This is a genomic window from Pontimicrobium sp. SW4 (genome assembly GCF_039954625.1).
Lineage (GTDB): Bacteria > Bacteroidota > Bacteroidia > Flavobacteriales > Flavobacteriaceae > Pontimicrobium.
In genome coordinates, this window is the sequence record NZ_CP157199.1 from 1,641,279 (window position 1) to 1,661,813 (window position 20,535).

Consider the following 20,535-nt stretch of genomic DNA (forward strand, 5'->3'; position numbering starts at 1 on the left):
ATACAGCTCATATTATGAATTAAAAATATTTAGCTCTAATCTAAATATACATTTCTTCATCTGTGCCCTTTTTATCTTTATCTTCTTGTTTTTCTTGTGGTGGTTGCTCTGGCTTTTTAAACAAATCAATATAAGCTTCTCCTAAGTAATCAATAATATGGCTCGCTATTAAGCTTTGATAACCAAAATCCTCTAAAGCTATATCTGCAGAACGACCATGAAGGTAAACTCCAAAAATAGCTGCCGCTACAGCATCATAACCCTGAGATATTAATCCGGTGATTATTCCTGTGAGTACATCTCCACTCCCTGCTGTTGCTAATCCAGGGTTTCCTGTGGTATTAATATATAGCTTGTCTTGAAAAACTACAATTGTATTTGCACCTTTAATAACTAAAATCGTTTTGTGTTTTTTTACAAAAGATTTGGCTTTTTTAAGTTTATCAAAATCGTCTTTCCAACTTCCAATGAGGCGCTCTAATTCTTTAGGGTGTGGTGTTAATACCGAATTTTCTGGTATTAATTTCAATAATGCTTTCTTTGAAGATAATATGTTTAGCCCATCTGCATCAATAACCAGAGGGTGTTTATTTAGTTTTAAAAATGCTTCAAAAGCATTAATTGTTTTTTTATCTGTACCTAATCCAATTCCAATTCCTATAACAGTAGGTTCAATATCTAAATTAATTTTAGAAACTACATGCTCATCTTCATCTGTAATAACCATTGCTTCTGGTAATGCTGTTTGTAGTATAGTATAACCACACTTCGGAATATAACTTGTCACTAATCCTGCTCCTGAGACTAAAGCAGCGCGACTTGCCAATGTAACTGAGCCTATTTTACCATAACTTCCTCCAATAATTAAACTATGACCATAAGTTCCTTTATGAGCAAACTTTTCACGAGGTCTATATAATGGTAACACTTCGTATTTACCAATAAGTTCAGCTTCTGTTTCAGTAGTCATTAAAAATTCCTTGTCTAAACCAATATCAATAACTTCCCATTGCTGAGTATACCTTGCCGTATCTGGTAAAAAGAATACTAACTTTGGGGAGGCAAAACTTAGTGTATGGTTAGCCCAAACAACTCCATTTTGATCTTCAGGTACTTTATCGGCATATAAGCCTGAAGGCATGTCGACTGATAAAGTATAAGCTCTTGATTTACTAAAGTGCTGAAATAGTGCTTTCACCCAATCATCAATTGGTCTATTTAATCCAATGCCAAAAACAGCGTCTACAATAATATCGTCTTGGTGAATTTCAGGAAACTCTTCTTTACAACTTAATAATGTCGGCCAATCTTTAGTAACGTTTTTTATTCTATCATAATTTTTTAAAAAATCCTTAGAACGTTTATCACTACAATTAACCACATAAGTAAATACATTATAACCATGCGTAACAAGGTGTCTTGCAATTACTAAACCATCACCTCCATTATTTCCAATACCACAAAACACATGAATTGGTACTTGAGCACCTTGCATTCTTATATGTAGCCAATTAAATATTTGCATGCCTGCACGCTCCATTAAATCTGTTGGTGAAATATTTTGACGTTGCGTTGTAAGTATATCTCCTTGGTAAATCTGTTCTTTAGCAAATATTTTCATGCACTAAAATTTCTTTTATTGAGAATAATGTAACTTAAGGGGTAAAATAACTTGAAATTATAAATAAATATAGCTTCAATTTATAATTCATTAAAAGTTTAGTATTTATTTTTTTATTAATACAAAAGTAATACTTTTGAAAAGCATTAATAAGCGAAATGAACAGTTTAGACCAAAATATTAAGCTACACAATATTTCTTCTATTGGAAGCATTCCTTCTTTTGGTACTATTACTACAATTATTACAACCCTTTGGGGTTGCTAATTATATATCTTTCCGTCCGTACATCTGTGATTTTCTATCACAAAAATTAATGTTTCAATAAAAAAAGCCCAAAATGAAAGTTTTAAAATTTGGAGGAACATCTGTAGGTTCAGCCAAAAACATACAAAAAGTAATAGAAATAGTTAAAAATTCGTCTAAAAAGACTAATAATATAGCTGTAGTAGTCTCTGCTGTTGGTGGTATTACCGACAAACTATTAAATTCGGCTAACAAAGCTGTTGAAAAAGATATTACCTATAAAGAAATTTTTAACCAAGTAAAATCAATCCATCTTGATATTATTGATGGATTAATTGTAACAGGATCAACATCTAAAATAAAAGAGGAAGTGAATAATAAATTAGATACGCTCCAAAAACTTCTTGAAGGTATTTATTTAATTAATGAATTATCTCCAAAAACAACCGATAAATTACTAAGCTTTGGAGAACAGATGTCTTCATATATTATTTCTGAAGCCATGAAAGCAAGCGGTATAGATGTAACTCTTAAAAATTCTCAAGAATTAATTATCACCGATAATAATTATACTAATGCTTCAGTAAAATTTGACATTACAAATAGAAATATTGTAAGTTTTTTTGAGAAAAACACAAGCTCCGTAACTTTATTACCAGGTTTTGTTTCAAAATCCGTAGATGGAGAAATAACAACACTTGGACGCGGAGGTTCAGATTATACAGCTGCCATAATTGCAGCAGCAGTTGATGCTACTGAATTGCAAATTTGGACTGATGTAAGTGGTATGTACACAACAAACCCAAAATTAGTTAAACAAGCTAAACCAATAAGTAGTATATCGTATCAAGAAGCTGTAGAGTTATCCCATTTTGGAGCTAAAGTCTTATATCCTCCAACTGTGCAACCAGTTTTAGATAAAAAAATCTCTATAGTTATAAAAAACACTTTAGCTCCTGAAGATGTAGGCACTCACATTTCAAATAGAGCTACAAATGGAAACGTAAATGTAGTAAAAGGTATAAGCAACATTAATGATATTGCCTTATTAACACTTCAAGGTAACGGAATGGTTGGTATTCCTGGATTTTCAAAGCGCTTATTTGAAACATTATCGCAAGAAAAAATTAATGTTATTCTAATTACTCAGGCTTCTAGTGAACACTCCATTTGTATTGGTATTCAAGAGAAAGATGCAGATGCAGCTAAATTGGCAATAGATGAAACTTTTGAGAATGAAATTTCTTTGCATAAAATAGACCCCATTATTGTAGAAAAAGAGTTAGCAATTGTTGCTGTAGTTGGAGATAGCATGAAAAACCACCAAGGAATTAGTGGACGAATGTTTAGTGCTTTAGGAAAAAACAATGTGAATATTAGAGCTATTGCACAAGGTGCTTCAGAAAGAAATATTTCTGCGGTCATTTCAAAAAAAGATGTAAAAAAAGCACTAAATACTATACATGAACGCTTTTTTGAAACTAAATCGAAGCAACTAAATTTGTTTATCACAGGTGTTGGCAATGTCGGTGAACGTCTAGTAGAACAAATTAAGCAACAGAAAAAATATATAAAAGAACATTTAAAACTAAACTTAAGAGTTGTTGGACTTTCTAATTCTAGAAAAATGCTCTTTAATTCAGATGGTATAGATTTAACAAATTGGAAAGAAGAACTACAAAAAGGAGAAGATGCTTCGTTATTTTGGTTTTGTGAATGTGTAAAGTCTCTTAGTTTAAGAAATAGTGTATTTATAGATATTACTGCTAACCAAGACGTCGCAAACAAATATTCAGAATATTTAAGTGAAAGTATTGCTGTTATAGCATGTAATAAAATTGCATGTTCTAGTGACTTTAATAATTATAATAACCTAAAGCAGCTGGCAAGAAAATATAATGCACCTTTTTTATACGAAACAAATGTTGGTGCTGGATTACCAATAATTGACACACTTAACCATCTTATTTCTTCAGGTGATAAAATAAATTCAATTCAAGCAGTACTATCTGGCAGTTTAAACTTTGTTTTTAATAATTTTGATGACACAAAAAAGTTTCATGATGTTGTGAAATTAGCTCAAGAAGAAGGTTATACTGAGCCTGATCCACGTATTGATTTAAGTGGTGTAGATGTGGCAAGAAAAATACTTATTCTAGCACGTGAAAGCGGTACAGAAATGAACTTAGAAGACATCAAGAATGAACCTTTCTTATCTGCATCAGGAATTGCATCAAACTCGGTTGATGATTTTTATAAAACATTAATTGATGATGAAGCCCATTATCAAAACTTGTATAAATCTGCTCTAGAAAATAATTCTCAACTAAAATACGTTGCAGAGTTCAATGATGGAAAAGCTCAAGTTGGGTTAAAAGAAATACCGAAAGGTCACCCTTTTTATAACCTAGAAGGAAAAGATAACATTGTAATGTTTTATACCGAACGTTATCCTGAGCAACCAATGATTATAAAAGGCGCAGGAGCTGGAGCAGATGTTACGGCTTCAGGATTATTCGCTGACATTATTAGAATTGGAAATAACTAGATGACTGCCTTTATGGCTAATAAATATGAATAACGAAATTAGAATTTTTTCCCCAGCAACTGTAGCAAATGTTGCTTGTGGTTTTGATGTTTTAGGATTTTGCCTCGATAATAAAGGTGATGAAATGGTCATTAAAAAAACGAAACAAAAGGGTATAAAAATCACGCATATAGAAGGCTATGATTTGCCCTATGAAACCGACAAAAATGTCGCTGGTGTTTCAGCGCTAGCAATGTATGAGGATGCAAAACCAGATTGTGGATTCGAAATAGAAATATACAAGCATATTAAACCAGGAAGTGGCATAGGTAGTAGTGCCGCAAGTGCTGTAGGTAGTGTTTTTGGTATAAACGAATTGTTAGGAAAACCATATAACAAAACACAGCTCACTTATTTTGCAATGAAAGGTGAAGCTTTAGCAAGTAAAAGTGAACATGCCGATAATTTAGCACCAGCTATTTTTGGAGGTTTTACCCTTGTAAAAAGTATCTTGCCTTTAGACATTTTGCAAATACCAACACCATCGGAGTTGTATGTCACTTTAATTCATCCACAAATAGAGATTAAAACATCTGAGGCTCGTGAAATTCTACCGAAACAAGTCTCGCTAAGAGATGCGACAACACAATGGGCAAATGTTGGAAGTTTAATTCATGCACTACATACAAGTGATTATAAGTTAATTCAAAGATCCTTACAAGACATTATTGTAGAACCATTTAGAAAACAACTTATACCTCATTTCGATGCTGTAAAATTTGCAGCTATGGAAGCTGGAGCTTTAGGTTGCGCAATTTCTGGCTCTGGCCCCTCTGTTTTTGCTTTAAGCAAAGGAAAGGAGATTGCTAACAATGTTGAAAAAGCAATGCAAACCACATATTCAAAAACTGATATTGAGTACCATACATTTGTTTCCAAAATTAATCTTGAAGGCATAAAAATTATTAATGTATAATGAACTATTACTCACTAAATAGAAAAGCACCAAATACAACTTTTAAAGAGGCAGTCATCAAAGGATTAGCTCCAGACAAAGGCTTGTATTTCCCAGAATCAATCACACCGTTATCAGCAGATTTTTTTGATAATATTGAGCAACTTTCTAATTCGGAAATAGCGTTTGAAGCAATTAAACAATTCGTTTCTCCAGAAATTCCTATAAGTGTATTAAAACAAATAGTAGAAGACACTTTGGCGTTCGATTTTCCGGTAGTTCAATTAAACGAAAATATTTCTACGCTGGAATTATTCCATGGCCCAACTATGGCTTTTAAAGATGTTGGGGCTCGTTTTATGGCAAGGTGTTTAGGTTATTTTAACAAAGACAATAATAACGAAGTTACCGTTTTAGTGGCGACTTCTGGTGATACTGGTGGTGCTGTAGCGAATGGATTTTTAGGTGTAAAAGGTGTTAATGTTGTCATATTATATCCTAGTGGAAAAGTGAGTGATATTCAAGAAAAGCAACTCACAACACTTGGTCAAAATATAACAGCTTTGGAAGTCGATGGTGTGTTTGATGACTGCCAAGACATGGTGAAACGAGCATTTTTAGATGAAGCATTAACAAGTAACATGCAATTGACATCTGCAAACTCTATAAATGTAGCAAGATGGTTACCACAAATGTTTTATTTTATGTTTGCATACAAACAACTTAAAAGTACGTATGATGACATTGTTTTTTCTGTGCCTAGTGGAAATTTTGGAAATATTTGTGCAGGAATGATGGCACAACAGTTAGGTTTACCAATTAAGCATTTTGTTGCTTCAAACAATGAAAATAATGTGGTTACTGAATACTTAAAAACAAAAAACTATAATCCAAAACCATCTATACAAACCATAAGTAATGCTATGGATGTTGGAAATCCGAGTAACTTTATTAGAATTCAAGAAATTTATAAAAACGATTTCAATAAACTACAAGAGAACCTCTCTTCTTTTAGCTTTACAGATGCTGAAACTAAACTAGCTATGTTGGAAATTTATAACAACTATAATTATGTAGCTGACCCTCATGGAGCAGTTGGCTACTTAGGATGCAAAAACTATTTAAAAAGTAATCCAAAAGCCCATTGTGTCTTTTTGGAAACTGCGCATCCAACCAAGTTTTTAGATGTCGTTGAAGATGTTATTAAAACAACTGTAGCACTTCCAAAACAAATTGAAAGTGTAATCGGTAAAGAAAAAGTATCTGTTAAGATTAGTACCTATGAAGATTTAAAACAGTTTTTACTAAAATAAAACATCCTCAAATACTTTACTTATTAAATACTGTTAAAAACAAATCACTTAGTGTTAGGTATTTAACTTGATTTTAAAATTTCAAAAAACTACCTTCGCTTATCGACTGATATAAGTCATTGAAACGACGTTATATCATTAAAGATGGTATGTAATTGCCTGCGGCACGTAGAATCGCGTTTTGCAAACGCTTCCTTTCTACTAATTACATACCATCGTCCACTGTTAATTGCACCTCGCCAAATTAATTGTATATTTATTCGAGTCTACGAGAACTCCTCACGAAACTACACACATCAGCGTGTATAGCGAATGAGGCGCAATTATGGCTCTCCGTGAGGCGCGCCTCACTACGCCATACACAGTGGACGATAAGCGTAACTCCCAAAAAAATAGGTGTAACCTAACAGCTAGGTTAATCCAACTTTGGTAATACAAAATCATCTAAAGCACTTTTTTGTTTCATTAATGCTTCTATTTCACTAGATTTTCTAGGTGCTTCTCCAGATAAATTTATTGGGCCTTTTTCGGTTATTAATATATCGTCTTCAATACGTACAGCAATCCCCCACCATTTTTCATCACAAGGGCTTCCTTCTGGAATATAAATTCCTGGTTCGATAGTAACAACCATATTTGGCATAAAATCACTTCCGTCATTTAAATCATGAACATCTAAACCAATATGATGACAAATACCATGCGGTAAATACATATGCCTTTCATCTATAGATTTAATAATACCAAGCTTAAACAAGCCCTCGTTAATCACTTTTATAGCTTCTTCAAAAGTTTTACGACCATTATTTCCAATAACTGCTGACTCAATTCCAGCATTTTGAGCTTCATATACAATATCGTAAATAGCTTTTTGTTCAGGAGTAAATTTTCCGCTAGCAGGAATGGTTCTTGTAACATCAGCTGTATAACCATGGTACTCTGCACCTAAATCCATTAAAACTAAGTCTCCTTCTACCTTTGTTCTACTATTTTCTATATAATGCAGCACACAACCATTTTCACCTGCTCCTACTATACTTGGATAGCCTTCATATTCGGTACCATATTTTTTATAAACGTATTCATGAATCCCTTGAATTTCTGTTTCACTCATATTTGGCTTCATCGCTTTCATCACCTCTACTTGTCCCATAGCAGAAATTCTAACGGCCTTTTTAAGTAATTTCATTTCTTCAGGTGTTTTTATTTGGCGCATACTACCCATTAATGTTCTAAGAGTTTTAGTATCAATTTTTGCTCTTTGGGTTTGTATAGCACCTTCTTTAGCCATTTCTAAACGCATTTCTTCAGTTCCTTTAGGCGCACCTTCTTCAATATAATAACCAACCTGGGTTTTAAAGGATTCTACTAAACTTGCTAAATCTGCTGGATCACGCTCATTATCACGAAAATCATCTTTAAAATCGTCAAACATTACTTTATCAAAAGACATGAAGTCTATTCCAGAATTTAAAAACTCATTGCCGTTAAACACCATGTCAAATCCTAGCTCATCTTTTGTGCCTTCAACACCTAAACGTCTTCCATCCCACATTTCTCTACGCGCATCTTTTTTCTGTACATAAACAAGTTCGTTGAATTTTTTACCATCTTTATCTTGTATATCCGAAAAAATAACTAATACTGCATGTGGCTCTTTGTAGCCTGTTAAATAATAAAAATTCGGATCTTGATGATAAATATAATCTACATCATTAGCTCTATTTCTAACTGCATTAGCAAAGAATACTGCCACGCTGTTTTTTGGCATTTTACTACGCAATAAATCTCTGCGTCCTTTATGAAATTCAGACGATAAATAGTCTGTTGGTAAGTCCTTTTGAGCAAATCCATTTAAAATAAAAAGAAGCGAAAAAAGTAATGTAGATAAATATTTCATTTTATTATATTTTTTAAGAATTTGAAATTACACATTCTATCAAAAACAAATTAATTTTTAACATTTTTTTTATAAGTAATTTGTTTAGTTTTGTCCTACTAACGAATAAAAATATTACATGAAAAATACCGCATTAACATCTACACACGAAGCTTTAGGAGCAAAAATAGTGCCTTTTGCTGGCTACAATATGCCAGTGCAATATGAGGGCGTAAACGCAGAACATGAAACCGTTAGAAAAGCTGTTGGTGTTTTTGATGTATCGCACATGGGAGAATTTTTAATTAATGGCCCAAATGCTTTAGCATTAATTCAAAAAGTAACTAGCAACGATGCAAGCAAATTGGCAGTTGGAAAAGCCCAATATAGCTGTTTACCAAATGATGATGGAGGTATTGTTGACGATTTAATTGTATACATGATTAAGGAAGAACAATATCTACTTGTGGTAAACGCAAGTAATATTGAAAAAGATTGGAATTGGATTCAATCTAAAAATGATGTTGGTGCTGAGATGAAAGATATTTCAGACGATTATTCTTTACTAGCTATTCAAGGCCCTAAAGCTGTTGAAGCTATGCAGTCTTTGACAAGTCATGATTTATCAGATATAAAATTCTACAATTTTGTAGTTGGAGATTTTGCAGGTATTGAGCATGTTATTATTTCTGCAACTGGATATACTGGAAGTGGTGGATTTGAAATTTATTGTAAAAACAGTGAAGTAAAGCAGATTTGGGATAAGGTATTTGAAGCTGGAGCAGATTATGGAATAAAACCTATTGGATTAGCTGCACGTGATACTTTACGACTTGAAATGGGTTACTGTTTATATGGTAACGATATTGACGATACCACCTCCCCTATTGAAGCTGGCTTAGGATGGATTACAAAATTCACTAAAGAGTTTACTAATTGTAAAGCATTAGAAGACCAAAAGCGTCAAGGACCAGAAAGAAAACTAGTGGCTTTTCAATTAGATGAACGCGGTATTCCACGCCAAGGCTACGATATTGTAGATGGTAATGGTAATAAAATTGGAGAAGTTACCTCAGGAACTATGAGTCCGAGTTTAGAAATTGGTATTGGATTAGGTTATGTACCTTCTGTATTTACTGATGTAGGTAGCAAAATTAATATCCAAATTAGAAAGAACGCTGTTCCAGCTACTGTTGTAAAATTGCCTTTCTATAAAGGCTAGATATGATAGATTTCCAAAATGTTATTGAAGATATTCATCAGGAATTAAAAAACGAAGTTAACAAAGGTTTGGTGGCTTCATATATTCCCGAACTAACAAATATAGATCCTGATAATTTTGGAATTTTTGTTAAGCATGTTAATGGTAATTCTTATGCTGCTGGAGAGTGGAATGTGCCTTTTTCTATTCAAAGTATATCAAAAGCTTTCTCGCTAGCTTTAACATTACCCATTTATAAAGATTCTATCTGGGAGCGTATAGATGTAGAACCTTCAGGAAACCCATTCAATCATTTATCGTTGTTAGAGCTTGAATCTGGTATTCCAAGAAACCCATTTATAAATGCTGGAGCAATTGTAATTGCAGATATGTTGGTAACGCAATTTGAAAATCCCAAACAAGTTTTTTTAGATTATGTTCGCGATTTAACTAATGATCAAACAATAAGTTTTAATTATGAAGTAGCAAATTCAGAACGTCTTACTGGTTTTGGAAATTTTGCTGCAGCTAACCTTTTAAAAGCATTTAATAATTTTGAAAATGATGTTGATGTTGTTTTAGATCTATACTTTCATCAATGCTCTATAGAAATGACTTGTGAACAACTATCTAATGCTTTTTATATGTTGGCAAATAATGGGAAATGTCTCCAGAATAAACAACGCTTAACACCTAGTCAAGCAAAACGCATCAATGCAATTATGCTTACTTGTGGTTTTTACGATGAAGCTGGTGAATTCGCTTTTGAAGTAGGCTTACCTGGTAAAAGTGGTGTAGGTGGTGGGATTATTGCCTTATTACCTAATCACTTCACCATTACAACATGGTCACCAGGTTTAAACGAAAAAGGAAACTCACTCTTGGGCATGAAAGCTTTAGAACTTTTTACTACTAAAACTAAATTGTCTATCTTTTAGTTGCTATGCCTCATCATACACAAAAAGCTACCATTCTAATTTTAGGAGCTAGCGGTTTCATTGGAAACTCAGTTTACAAAGAGCTTTGTGGCTATTTTAGAACCTTTGGTACTTATAACACGAACAACAAATCTTTTGAAAATAACCAACATTTTTTTCAATATAATGTTGAAGAAGATGATGTTTTTGACATTCTAAATGCCGTTAAACCCACTGTGATTATATCTGCTTTACGTGGCGATTTTTTTGCTCAAGTTATTGCGCATCAACATATTTCAGAATACATAATTACAAATAAATGTAGGCTTATCTTTTTATCATCTGCCAATGTCTTTGATGCTTACAGTAAATATCCTAGTTACGAAAATGATAAAACACTTAGTCATAGTGTATACGGACACTTTAAGATAAAGATAGAGAATATGCTGCTTAGGCTTCCAAAAATGAAAGTAGCAATTTTAAGATTACCAATGGTGTTTGGAGCGTTTTCACCTAGAATTGACGAAATTAAACAATCATTAAAAGAAAAAATGCCTATCGAGGTTTTTCCAAATTTGGTGATGAATGTCACATCTGACAATAAATTAACACAACAAATTCATTACATCATCAATCGTAGCAAGTATGGTATATTTCATTTAGGAAGTAGTGACTTAGTACATCATGATGACTTTATAAGCGACATTGTAAACACTCTGGGAGATTACAAGCCCACTTACAAGCACGTTTACACTACAAATGACGAACGTTATTTAGCAGTACTTTCTAAAGAGAATAAGCTCCCAAAGCATTTACGAATTAAAAGTCATGAGATTTTAGAAGAATTAAAAGTTTAAGTGATTATCTTCAATTATTTTATTACTTTAAACATTAAAAATAAGTTATGTCAAAATTAACTCCAGACCAAATAGAACAATACATGCTACGCTTTCCAGATTGGGAATATTATGATAATGCTATTCATGCTGAATTTGAATTCGAAAACTTTAAAGATTGTTTTAGTGCCATGAGTAGGATTGCATTTGAGTGTGAAGCCTTAAATCATCATCCAAATTGGAGTAATGTTTATAATGTGCTTACCATTTCTTTATTTACACACAGTGCTAATGGCCTTACTAAAATAGATTTTGAATTAGCAGAAGCTATAGAATCTATTGTAGAGCCAGAAGAATAGTTTGTTTTTGTAACAAGCATTATTATTTTTGTGTTCACAAATTAAACTTCAAAAAATATTATGGGAAGAGCTTTTGAATTTCGTAAAGCACGTAAAATGAAACGATGGTCTGCAATGAGTAAAGCCTTTACTCGTATTGGTAAAGACATCGTGATGGCCGTTAAAGAAGGTGGGCCAGATCCTGATAGTAATTCTCGATTGCGTGCAGTAATTCAAAATGCAAAGTCAGTGAATATGCCTAAAGACAATGTTGAGCGTGCCATAAAACGTGCAAGCGATAAAAGTCAAGGCGATTATAAGGAAGTTGTTTTTGAAGGCTATGCGCCTCACGGTATTGCGGTATTAGTTGAAACTGCTACAGACAACAACACACGAACAGTTGCTAATGTTCGAAGTTATTTTAATAAATGTGATGGTAGTTTAGGAACTTCTGGTTCTGTGGTGTTTATGTTTGATCATACCTGTAATTTTAGAATTCCAAGCGAAGGCTTAGACCCTGAAGAAATTGAATTGGAATTTATTGATTATGGCGCCGAAGAAGTATTTATAGACGACGATGGCATTTTAATCTATGCTCCATTTGAAAGTTTTGGAGCCATACAAGCTGCTTTAGAAGAACGTAAAATAGAAATACTATCATCTGGATTTGAGCGTATTCCACAAGTCACTAAATCATTAAGTGCTGAAGCCGCTGCAGATGTTGAGAAATTGCTTGAAAAACTAGAAGAAGATGATGATGTACAAAACGTGTATCATACAATGGAGGAAGACACAGAATCTTAGTTAAGTATTTATTAAATTATATCTAAAGAGTTCAGTAAATTTCCAATTGTAGATATAGCTGCTTGTGTATATTGGAATGTTCAACGTAGATGATTCAGAACAGCCAATTATATATCATTTTATTACATGAAATAGTTTCACTATTTTCACTTCACAAAACTATGTATAGCTATTACTGTACCTAAGAAAACTCAAAAACTCACCAAAATAGATACTAAAGTAAATATTATGAAGAAACAAACCAATCAACTAATTCTAATTACGATTTTTATAACATTGGCTTTTGTTATACAGAGTTGTGATCAATTACAAAAAGAAGAAACAAACCAAGTCGAAAAAGAAATAATCGTTGAATCTGAAAAACCTGAGTACTTTTTGCTTCGTCCTGAAGTGGAAAAAGCTTTCGGATATTCACACGCTGTGAAAATAGGAAATGATATTAAAATTTCCGGAGCAGTAAGTATGGATAATGAAGGTAACCCAACTGCAATTGGCAATTTAGAACAGCAAATGAAAAACTGTTATGCTGATTTAGAAAAAATTCTAAAACATTACGGCTGTACATTTGATGATGTTATTGTCGAAAATATTTTTACAACTAATATGCCTTTGTTTCTTGAAAATGCAGCGTATCGAAATGAAATTTATACTAAACAATTTCCAACAGGTTCTTGGATAGGTATAAAAGAATTAGCAATTCCAGAATTTATGATAGAAATTGAATTAGAAGTGTATAAATCCAAATAATTTTACAGCTTTCATGACCCTTGATTTAAACTTTATACGCTCTCAATTTCCAGCATTTACTGAATCAACACTAGATGGTTGGGCATTTTTTGAAAACGCTGGTGGATCCTACCCTTGTAAACAAGTAATTAATAGGCTAACTGATTTTTACATGAAAAATAAAGTTCAGGTATATTATCCTTACCCTGCTTCTACACTTGCTGGTAAATTGATGGATGCCTCCTATAAACGAATGGCTGATTACTTAAATGTTAATGAAACCGAAATCCATTTTGGGCCTTCAACAACACAAAATATTTATGTATTGGCAAACGCTATGCGACCAATGTGGAATGATGGTGATGAGATAATTGTTTCCTGTCAAGACCATGAAGCTAATTCTGGAGCATGGAGACGATTAGTTAAACAAGGTATTAATATTGTCGAATGGCATATAAACCCAAAAACTGGTTTATTAGAGTTGGGCGACTTGGAGCGTTTACTTACTAATAAAACAAAAATGGTTGCTTATCCTCATTGTTCTAATGTAATTGGACATATAAATCCTGCGAAGCAAATTAGTGCTATGGTTCATGCATATGGAGCTCTCTCAGTAGTAGATGGCGTTGGTTATGCACCTCATGGTTTTCCAGATTTAAAGGATTTAGGTGCAGATATTTATTTGTTTTCATTGTACAAAACATTTGGGCCTCATTTAGGGTTAATGTATGTTAATAAAAATTTGATTGTTAAGATGAAAAACCAATCTCACTTTTTTAAAGAAGGCATAACTAGAAGCATGTTGACACCTGCTGGTCCTGACCACGCCCAAATAGCTGCTGCCAATGGGATTTTAGACTATTTTGATACAGTTTACAATCATCATTTTGATGCTGAAATAAACCCATCTGAAAAGAATAAAGCCCTAAACACATTATTCCATAATCATGAAACACTTTTAATGGAACCATTACTTACCTTTTTAAGGTCTCGTGATGACATAAGAATTATTGGTCCAGAAACCACTAAAGATAGAGCTCCTATTATCTCTATTATTCCAACTAATAAAAACATTAAAAAAGTGTATGCTGACTTAACAAAACATAAATTAATGCTAGGAATAGGACATTTTTATGCAGTGAGACCTTTGATGAATATGAGCATTCCAACACAATCTGGAGTTATTAGAATTTCATTCTTGCATTATACAAGCCCTAAAGAAATAGACCAACTCATTGAAGGTTTAAAAATAGCTTTAGCAAATTAGCAATATGGATAAAAACGAAAGTTTCTATTTAAACAAAGAAGAACCTAATAAAAGTTGTTTGTTAGCACTACGTGACATTATATTAAATCAAGATGAAAACGTGACAGAAACTACCAAATATGGCATGCCTTGTTTTTGTTATAAGAAAAAAATGTTTTGTTATTTATGGACAGATAAAAAAACTAAAGAACCTTATATTCTTTTTGTTGAAGGACAACATATTAACCATCCAAAACTGGAAACTGGAAATCGTAATAGAATGAAAATATTACAAATAAATCCTGATGAGGATATTCCAGTCAAAACTATTGAATCACTTCTAGAAATTGCTTTAGAGTTATATAGAAATGGAGTTATAAGTATAAAATAAAAAAGCTGCATCTAATTTATGAAGCAGCTTTTAAGATGGTTTTTCTTAATTAATAGCAAATGTTTCTTTTTAGAGATACGAATTTCACGTATTTAATTTATGTTTCATTCTAAAAAAAGTACAAACCAATTTTACTATTGCAAATCTCGTACCAATACTTTATTTTTCCAATCGGTTAATAGGTAAATAAATGTTATTCATCGAAAAGTCATAAAGTCATAAACATATTCTACAACATTATTCGCTAAAAAAATAAAAATTATGAGTTGGATACACGTTATTCCGTTTGAAGAAGCCACAGGGAAATTAAAACAGATTTACAAAAAAATAAAAGGTCCAAATAACCAAATAGATAATGTGCTAAGCATTCATAGTTTACGACCTCATACACTGGTTGGGCACATGAGTTTGTACAAAAACATCTTACACCATAGTAATAACACGTTTGCAAACTGGATGCTAGAACTTTTGGGTACTTATACTAGTTATATTAATAAGTGTGACTATTGCTACGAACATCATTTTGCTGGTATGAAGCGTTTTTTAAATAACGACACTAAAGCTGATGAATTAAGGCACCATATAGAACATAAAACTCTTGTCGAATATTTAACAAAAAAGGAATTTGCACTAATTGATTATGCACATAAATTAACTCTTGAAGCAGATACGCTTTCTAAAGCAACCATTAGTTATTTAAAAAGCTTAGGCTATAATGATGGTGAGATATTGGAAGTCAACCAAGTAGTAGCTTATTTTAATTATGCTAACCGAACAGTTATGGGTTTAGGTGTGAATACTGATAACGAAGTATTGGGCTTATCGCCTAGTAATAAAGATGATGAAAGTGCTTGGGGTCATCAATAACTATGAATATTCAGGAACTTTGCCTTTAACGCCTTCATAAAATTTATGCATAAACTTAAAGTCGGCTTCTTTATCATCTGTAGGATAAAAAGGCTCTGAGAATTTATTTTCTTTGTTTTCAAAATCTAGGGTAAACATCACTATTGGGACTTTGGCAGCTTTTGCTATATAGTAAAAGCCAGTTCGCCATTCGGTTACCTTTTTTCGTGTGCCTTCTGGTGCCATGGTCATTCTAAAAACCTCTTTTTCTTCAAACAATCTAGCAATTGCCTCTACTTGGTTTTCGTTATTTTTTCGCTCAACCGGAGCGCCTCCTAACCATCTAAAAAACCAACCAAATGGAAATTTGAACAATCCTTTTTTACCAACGTAATTCGTTTCAACTCCAATAACCGAACGCAATAAAATACCAATATAGAAATCATGCCAACTTGTATGTGGTACAGCTATAATTACAGCCTTTTTTACGCTTTCAAAATCACTAAATCCTGTTACTTTCCAACCTAGAATTTTATAATAAATGATTTTTGCTAACCAACGCATATTACATTTTTTCGTACAAGCTTTTTAGCATATCTCTTGTAATAGTTTTTTTCCAGTCTTTACCTAATGCATTTTCCCAAAGTGGCTCTAAACTAAGTGCTACATCTATCATAGTATCAAAATGGTGGTCTTCTAAATGTGCGCAAATTCCTTGTGGAAGTTTAATATTATGTGCTTTCATCATTTCTTTAAATAATGTCACACCCTCTGGATAAAATTCTGCTAAATGGTTAAACACAATGCAGTTTCCCACACCATGTTTTGTTCCTAATAAATAAGACAGCCCATAACTCATCGCATGAGCAACACCAACTTGTGAATATGCAATACTCATACCTCCATGCCATGAAGCCATCATTAATTTATCTTGAGATGCTTCTGTAGATAATTCATCTTTTACAAATACTTCTAAGCAAAGTTCATAAGCTTTTTCTCCATAGCTTTGGCTAAAGGCATTTAAGTAGGTACCGTTAAGTGATTCTATACAGTGTATATAGCAATCCATTCCAGTATAGAACCATTGGTCTTTAGGGACATCTTTTGTTAACTCAGGGTCTAGAATTACTTGGTCAAAAGGTGTATAGTCGCTATTAATACCTAATTTTCTTTCGGGGCCAGTTAAAACAGTAGTACGTGATACCTCTGCACCAGTTCCAGAAATTGTTGGAATACCAACATGGTAAATAGCTTGGTTTTTTACTAAATCCCAACCTTGATAATCGCTCGCGCTTCCCTTGTTTGTCAACATTATAGAAACTGCTTTTGCTAAATCGAGAATAGTGCCTCCTCCAATGCCAATTATTCCAGAAGGTAATTCTTTGTTAGTTACAATTAACTGTTCAACTAATTCGTCAACTTGAGATGTTTTAGGTTCTTCATTAGCAGAAATATATAATATTTTATCTTGATATGACAACGGAATTCTTGTGGTTAACCATATATTACCTTTAAATACATCGTCTACCAAAAAAATAAAAGGAGCATGACTACTTAAACGCTTTGGGGCGATAATCTCGTTTAATTGATTAAAACTACCACGTCCAAAAACAACTCTTGGCACCATTGGGAAATTTTTATAACTCATCTAATTTTTTTTACCTAATTCAAAAAATTTAATACCCCACGCAAACTACTAACCGTTTTATAATTTTTACCATTTGTTTCTTCCTCACCAACTTGTTCATGTGCCCAAGTAGTATGAAATGGTACATGAATAGCATGTGCTTTGATGTTTATTAATGGCAAAATATCAGACTTTAATGAATTTCCAATCATTAAAAATTCAGAAGGTTTTATATCTAAATGATTTAATAGTTTAGAATAGTTTTCTTCTTTTTTATCACTTAATACTTCAATATGATGAAAATAATCGGTCAACCCAGATTTTTCTAATTTTCGTTCTTGATCTAATAAATCACCTTTAGTAGCCAAAATTAATCGATACTTTTTTGATAATGCTTTTAAAACATCCTCAACACCATCTAACAATTCGACTGGTTGATTAAGCATAGATTTACCAATATTTAAAATATTATTCAAAGTTTTATTTGACACAGATCCGTTAGAAATTTCGATAGCAGACTCAACCATAGATAGCACAAATGCTTTTACTCCATAACCATACAACCCTAAATTATCCATTTCTTTTTTAAAGAGCTCTTGATCTATCTTATTTGCTGTTTCGTAAGGACTCAGCAAACGTGCAAATTCTAACTCTGCTTCTCTAAAAAAAGTTTCGTTTACCCAAAGGGTGTCATCGGCATCAAAGCCAATTACTCTTATGTTCTTGTAATCTACTTCCACAGTTTTTTTGCTCTTAATAAATCTTCTGGAGTATCAATTTCTACACCCTCAACATTGGTTTCTACCATTTTTATCTTTTTTCCATACTCCAAATATCTAATACATTCTATTTTCTCTGAAGCTTCAATAAATTGCATTGGTAAATTACTAAAATCTATCAGAGCCTGTTTTCTAAATGCATAAATACCTTTATGTTTAAAATATTTAGCGCCTACATTTTTATCTCTAGGATAAGGGATTGGGCTTCTTGAAAAATACAATGCAAAATCTCGTTGATCTACAATCACCTTTACAGTATTTGGGTTTGAAATTTCGTCCCAATCTTTTATTTCTACCATCAAAGACGCCAAATCTATTTCTTTATTTGGGTCATCATGAAATACATTAAGGACTTTTTCTAAACTAGACCTTTCGGTAAACGGTTCATCTCCTTGGACGTTCACAACGATATCGCAATCTACATTTTGAACAGCTTCAGCAATACGATCACTTCCAGATTCGTGTTCTTTCTTGCTCATAATAGCTTTTCCTCCATGAGACGTAATTTCATTGAAAATAATATCGCTGTCTGTCACTACATATACCTCTGCAAATAGTTTTGTAGCTACAGTTGCCTCGTAAGTACGAAGTATCACTGTTTTACCCTCTAGGTCTTGCATTAATTTTCCAGGAAATCGAGATGCACTATAACGTGCTGGAATCATCGAAATTATTTTCATCTAATAAGGCTTTCTCTAATTTCAAAAATACAGTTTTTCTAAGAGATTTCACACACAAGTATGGTTAACTTTTTAAAGACTAAAAAATAGTTATGCTTCAAAAAAGTCATCTTTAAAACCAATAAGGTATAATTTTTCTTTTGCTCTAGTTATAGCTGTATATAACCATCTTAGATAATCTCTATTAATCCCTTCTGGTAAATATGGTTGCTCTACAAAAACCGTATTCCATTGTCCTCCTTGAGATTTATGACACGTAATAGCATAAGAAAACTTTACTTGTAAAGCGTTTAAATACTTGTTGTTCTTCACTTTTAAGAATTTTTTATAAGAAGTGGTTTCATCTTCATAATCTTTCAAAACTTCTTGATACAAATTATTCGCTTCATCATAAGGCAGTGATGGGGTCTCTAAATTAATGGTATTTAACATTAAAACTGTTTCGAATGGCCGCATTTTTGGATAATCTACCATTCTTACTTTTACTTCAGCAAAACGAAAATTGTATAATTCTTTAATACTAAAAACTTCTAATACTTCAATAATATCACCATTAGCAATAAACCCAGCTTCACTTGTTGGCTTTAGCCAGAAATAATTATTCTTAACAATCATTAAATAATCTCCAGCAGTTAATTCATGTTCATTAAACAAAATACGAGAACGGATTTGCTGATTATATAAATTAGCTCGTTTGTTTGATCTAACAATGATTGCCGTTTCTTCATTTCCTAAACTACTATAAGCGTCATTTATAGCGTCCATAATATCATAACCATCAACAAGACGAACAATATCCTTAAAGCCTTTTAGATTAAACTGAAAAGAGTCAAAATAAGAACCAGCGATAGATTCTCTCAATAAAGTTGCATTAAATAGAATACCAGAATCTTGCTCTTGTCTCACAACTTCGTCTAATTCCATCCTAGTTACTTCTTTATTGTAACTTAGGCTTAAAGCGTTTTCGTTTAACGCAGGACTTAAATCGAGTTTTACTGGTGGTAATTGCGCTGTGTCTCCAATTAACAATAGCTTACATTGGTGTCCAGAATAAACATATTGCATCAAATCGTCTAATAAAGATCCACTTCCAAACAAATTGCTTTGCCCCGGAATATCAGATATCATTGATGCTTCATCAACAATAAAAATGGTTTTTTTATGCTTATTGGGTGCCAATACAAACGATACTTTTCCGCTGTTTGAATATCTCGCAGTATATATTTTCTTATGGATGGTAAAAGCTTCTTTTCCTGAGTAATTAGAAATCACTTTAGCCGCTCTACCAGTTGGCGCCATTAAAACTGCACTTTTTTTTGCCTTCCACAAGTTTGTTACAATAGTTCCAATAATTGTTGTTTTACCAGTACCAGCAAAACCCTTTAAAACATATAATGAATTTGGAGATGTATCAAAAACATAGTCCGCAAGTTGCTGTAAAACAATATTTTGCTTTATTGTTGGATCAAACGGAAAATCGTTTTTTATAAGTTTATAAAATTCTGAGGAATTCATTAAGTTTTAATACAATTTTTGAATTTATCAAAGATATAAATGATTTTTACTAACAATAACTTTCGTGAATAAAAAAAAATTGTAGATTT

At 32.5% G+C, this 20,535-nt stretch carries 19 protein-coding genes; 12 read left to right on the forward strand and 7 right to left on the reverse strand.

All coding sequences use genetic code 11. The annotated features are described in order from the left end of the window. Positions 1 to 40 precede the first annotated feature (40 nt). The gene (locus tag ABGB03_RS07680) at positions 41 to 1,621 is read right to left on the reverse strand and encodes an NAD(P)H-hydrate dehydratase (protein ID WP_347926245.1); all 1,581 of its coding nucleotides are present in this window, start codon (positions 1,619 to 1,621) and stop codon (positions 41 to 43) included. Positions 1,622 to 1,960: 339 nt separating this feature from the next. Between ABGB03_RS07680 and thrA the strand changes: the two genes are divergently transcribed. The 3 genes from thrA to thrC are packed head-to-tail and all read left to right on the forward strand — an operon-like array spanning position 1,961 to position 6,661. Beyond that, the gene (thrA, locus tag ABGB03_RS07685; protein ID WP_347926247.1) at positions 1,961 to 4,414 is read left to right on the forward strand and encodes a bifunctional aspartate kinase/homoserine dehydrogenase I; all 2,454 of its coding nucleotides are present in this window, start codon (positions 1,961 to 1,963) and stop codon (positions 4,412 to 4,414) included. 25 nt (positions 4,415 to 4,439) lie between these two features. Next, complete coding sequence (locus ABGB03_RS07690) at positions 4,440 to 5,369, forward strand: homoserine kinase (RefSeq protein ID WP_347926249.1); 930 nt, start codon at positions 4,440 to 4,442, stop codon at positions 5,367 to 5,369. Beyond that, positions 5,369 to 6,661, forward strand: coding sequence for a threonine synthase (thrC, locus tag ABGB03_RS07695; RefSeq protein WP_347926251.1), 1,293 nt, complete (start codon positions 5,369 to 5,371; stop codon positions 6,659 to 6,661). The genes ABGB03_RS07690 and thrC overlap by 1 nt, the downstream gene beginning before the upstream one ends. 415 nt (positions 6,662 to 7,076) lie before the next feature. Here the strand turns inward: thrC and ABGB03_RS07700 are convergent, their stop codons facing one another. Then, positions 7,077 to 8,561, reverse strand: a complete 1,485-nt coding sequence (locus ABGB03_RS07700; RefSeq protein WP_347926253.1) for an aminopeptidase P N-terminal domain-containing protein — start codon at positions 8,559 to 8,561, stop codon at positions 7,077 to 7,079. Between the two features lie 118 nt (positions 8,562 to 8,679). Between ABGB03_RS07700 and gcvT the strand changes: the two genes are divergently transcribed. From gcvT to ABGB03_RS07745, 9 genes are all read left to right on the forward strand, one after another. Continuing rightward, positions 8,680 to 9,762, forward strand: a complete 1,083-nt coding sequence (gcvT, locus tag ABGB03_RS07705) for a glycine cleavage system aminomethyltransferase GcvT (protein ID WP_347926255.1) — start codon at positions 8,680 to 8,682, stop codon at positions 9,760 to 9,762. Positions 9,763 to 9,764: 2 nt separating this feature from the next. Beyond that, a complete protein-coding gene (locus tag ABGB03_RS07710; RefSeq protein WP_347926257.1) occupies positions 9,765 to 10,679 on the forward strand; it encodes a glutaminase in 915 nt (304 codons plus the stop codon). 5 nt (positions 10,680 to 10,684) lie between these two features. Then, on the forward strand, positions 10,685 to 11,515 hold the full coding sequence (locus tag ABGB03_RS07715) for a sugar nucleotide-binding protein (protein WP_347926259.1): 831 nt from the start codon (positions 10,685 to 10,687) through the stop codon (positions 11,513 to 11,515). Between the two features lie 47 nt (positions 11,516 to 11,562). Beyond that, a complete protein-coding gene (locus tag ABGB03_RS07720; RefSeq protein ID WP_347926261.1) occupies positions 11,563 to 11,853 on the forward strand; it encodes a 4a-hydroxytetrahydrobiopterin dehydratase in 291 nt (96 codons plus the stop codon). Positions 11,854 to 11,913: 60 nt separating this feature from the next. Next, complete coding sequence (locus ABGB03_RS07725; protein ID WP_347926263.1) at positions 11,914 to 12,636, forward strand: YebC/PmpR family DNA-binding transcriptional regulator; 723 nt, start codon at positions 11,914 to 11,916, stop codon at positions 12,634 to 12,636. Between the two features lie 228 nt (positions 12,637 to 12,864). Next, positions 12,865 to 13,383 (forward strand): RidA family protein, encoded by a 519-nt coding sequence (locus ABGB03_RS07730; RefSeq protein ID WP_347926264.1) that lies wholly within the window; start codon positions 12,865 to 12,867, stop codon positions 13,381 to 13,383. Positions 13,384 to 13,396: 13 nt separating this feature from the next. Further along, positions 13,397 to 14,629 carry an aminotransferase class V-fold PLP-dependent enzyme gene (locus tag ABGB03_RS07735; protein ID WP_347926266.1) on the forward strand — a complete coding sequence of 411 codons (1,233 nt, stop codon included), beginning with the start codon at positions 13,397 to 13,399 and terminating at the stop codon, positions 14,627 to 14,629. Between the two features lie 4 nt (positions 14,630 to 14,633). Next, the gene (locus ABGB03_RS07740; RefSeq protein ID WP_347926267.1) at positions 14,634 to 14,999 is read left to right on the forward strand and encodes a DUF1801 domain-containing protein; all 366 of its coding nucleotides are present in this window, start codon (positions 14,634 to 14,636) and stop codon (positions 14,997 to 14,999) included. A 261-nt stretch (positions 15,000 to 15,260) separates the two neighbouring features. After that, positions 15,261 to 15,866, forward strand: a complete 606-nt coding sequence (locus ABGB03_RS07745; RefSeq protein WP_347926269.1) for a peroxidase-related enzyme — start codon at positions 15,261 to 15,263, stop codon at positions 15,864 to 15,866. Here the strand turns inward: ABGB03_RS07745 and ABGB03_RS07750 are convergent, their stop codons facing one another. The 5 genes from ABGB03_RS07750 to ABGB03_RS07770 form a co-directional block, all read right to left on the reverse strand. Next, positions 15,867 to 16,409 carry a 1-acyl-sn-glycerol-3-phosphate acyltransferase gene (locus ABGB03_RS07750; RefSeq protein WP_347926271.1) on the reverse strand — a complete coding sequence of 181 codons (543 nt, stop codon included), beginning with the start codon at positions 16,407 to 16,409 and terminating at the stop codon, positions 15,867 to 15,869. It lies immediately after the preceding gene. 1 nt (position 16,410) lies between these two features. After that, the gene (locus ABGB03_RS07755; RefSeq protein ID WP_347926273.1) at positions 16,411 to 17,493 is read right to left on the reverse strand and encodes an iron-containing alcohol dehydrogenase family protein; all 1,083 of its coding nucleotides are present in this window, start codon (positions 17,491 to 17,493) and stop codon (positions 16,411 to 16,413) included. A 14-nt stretch (positions 17,494 to 17,507) separates the two neighbouring features. After that, on the reverse strand, positions 17,508 to 18,212 hold the full coding sequence (locus ABGB03_RS07760; protein ID WP_347926275.1) for an HAD family hydrolase: 705 nt from the start codon (positions 18,210 to 18,212) through the stop codon (positions 17,508 to 17,510). Continuing rightward, on the reverse strand, positions 18,203 to 18,916 hold the full coding sequence (gene kdsB / locus ABGB03_RS07765; RefSeq protein ID WP_347926395.1) for a 3-deoxy-manno-octulosonate cytidylyltransferase: 714 nt from the start codon (positions 18,914 to 18,916) through the stop codon (positions 18,203 to 18,205). Before kdsB ends, ABGB03_RS07760 begins: the two co-directional genes overlap by 10 nt. Before the next feature lie 105 nt (positions 18,917 to 19,021). Then, a complete protein-coding gene (locus ABGB03_RS07770) occupies positions 19,022 to 20,446 on the reverse strand; it encodes an AAA family ATPase (RefSeq protein ID WP_347926277.1) in 1,425 nt (474 codons plus the stop codon). Positions 20,447 to 20,535: the final 89 nt, after the last annotated feature.

Bases quoted from the DNA above. Each gene is read 5' to 3' on its own strand.
- ABGB03_RS07680 (WP_347926245.1), bottom strand. From the start codon at position 1,621: ATGAAAATATTTGCTAAAGAACAGATTTACCAAGGAGATATACTTACA.
- thrA (WP_347926247.1), top strand. From the start codon at position 1,961: ATGAAAGTTTTAAAATTTGGAGGAACATCTGTAGGTTCAGCCAAAAAC.
- ABGB03_RS07690 (WP_347926249.1), top strand. From the start codon at position 4,440: ATGAATAACGAAATTAGAATTTTTTCCCCAGCAACTGTAGCAAATGTT.
- thrC (WP_347926251.1), top strand. From the start codon at position 5,369: ATGAACTATTACTCACTAAATAGAAAAGCACCAAATACAACTTTTAAA.
- ABGB03_RS07700 (WP_347926253.1), bottom strand. From the start codon at position 8,561: ATGAAATATTTATCTACATTACTTTTTTCGCTTCTTTTTATTTTAAAT.
- gcvT (WP_347926255.1), top strand. From the start codon at position 8,680: ATGAAAAATACCGCATTAACATCTACACACGAAGCTTTAGGAGCAAAA.
- ABGB03_RS07710 (WP_347926257.1), top strand. From the start codon at position 9,765: ATGATAGATTTCCAAAATGTTATTGAAGATATTCATCAGGAATTAAAA.
- ABGB03_RS07715 (WP_347926259.1), top strand. From the start codon at position 10,685: ATGCCTCATCATACACAAAAAGCTACCATTCTAATTTTAGGAGCTAGC.
- ABGB03_RS07720 (WP_347926261.1), top strand. From the start codon at position 11,563: ATGTCAAAATTAACTCCAGACCAAATAGAACAATACATGCTACGCTTT.
- ABGB03_RS07725 (WP_347926263.1), top strand. From the start codon at position 11,914: ATGGGAAGAGCTTTTGAATTTCGTAAAGCACGTAAAATGAAACGATGG.
- ABGB03_RS07730 (WP_347926264.1), top strand. From the start codon at position 12,865: ATGAAGAAACAAACCAATCAACTAATTCTAATTACGATTTTTATAACA.
- ABGB03_RS07735 (WP_347926266.1), top strand. From the start codon at position 13,397: ATGACCCTTGATTTAAACTTTATACGCTCTCAATTTCCAGCATTTACT.
- ABGB03_RS07740 (WP_347926267.1), top strand. From the start codon at position 14,634: ATGGATAAAAACGAAAGTTTCTATTTAAACAAAGAAGAACCTAATAAA.
- ABGB03_RS07745 (WP_347926269.1), top strand. From the start codon at position 15,261: ATGAGTTGGATACACGTTATTCCGTTTGAAGAAGCCACAGGGAAATTA.
- ABGB03_RS07750 (WP_347926271.1), bottom strand. From the start codon at position 16,409: ATGCGTTGGTTAGCAAAAATCATTTATTATAAAATTCTAGGTTGGAAA.
- ABGB03_RS07755 (WP_347926273.1), bottom strand. From the start codon at position 17,493: ATGAGTTATAAAAATTTCCCAATGGTGCCAAGAGTTGTTTTTGGACGT.
- kdsB (WP_347926395.1), bottom strand. From the start codon at position 18,916: ATGATTCCAGCACGTTATAGTGCATCTCGATTTCCTGGAAAATTAATG.
- ABGB03_RS07770 (WP_347926277.1), bottom strand. From the start codon at position 20,446: ATGAATTCCTCAGAATTTTATAAACTTATAAAAAACGATTTTCCGTTT.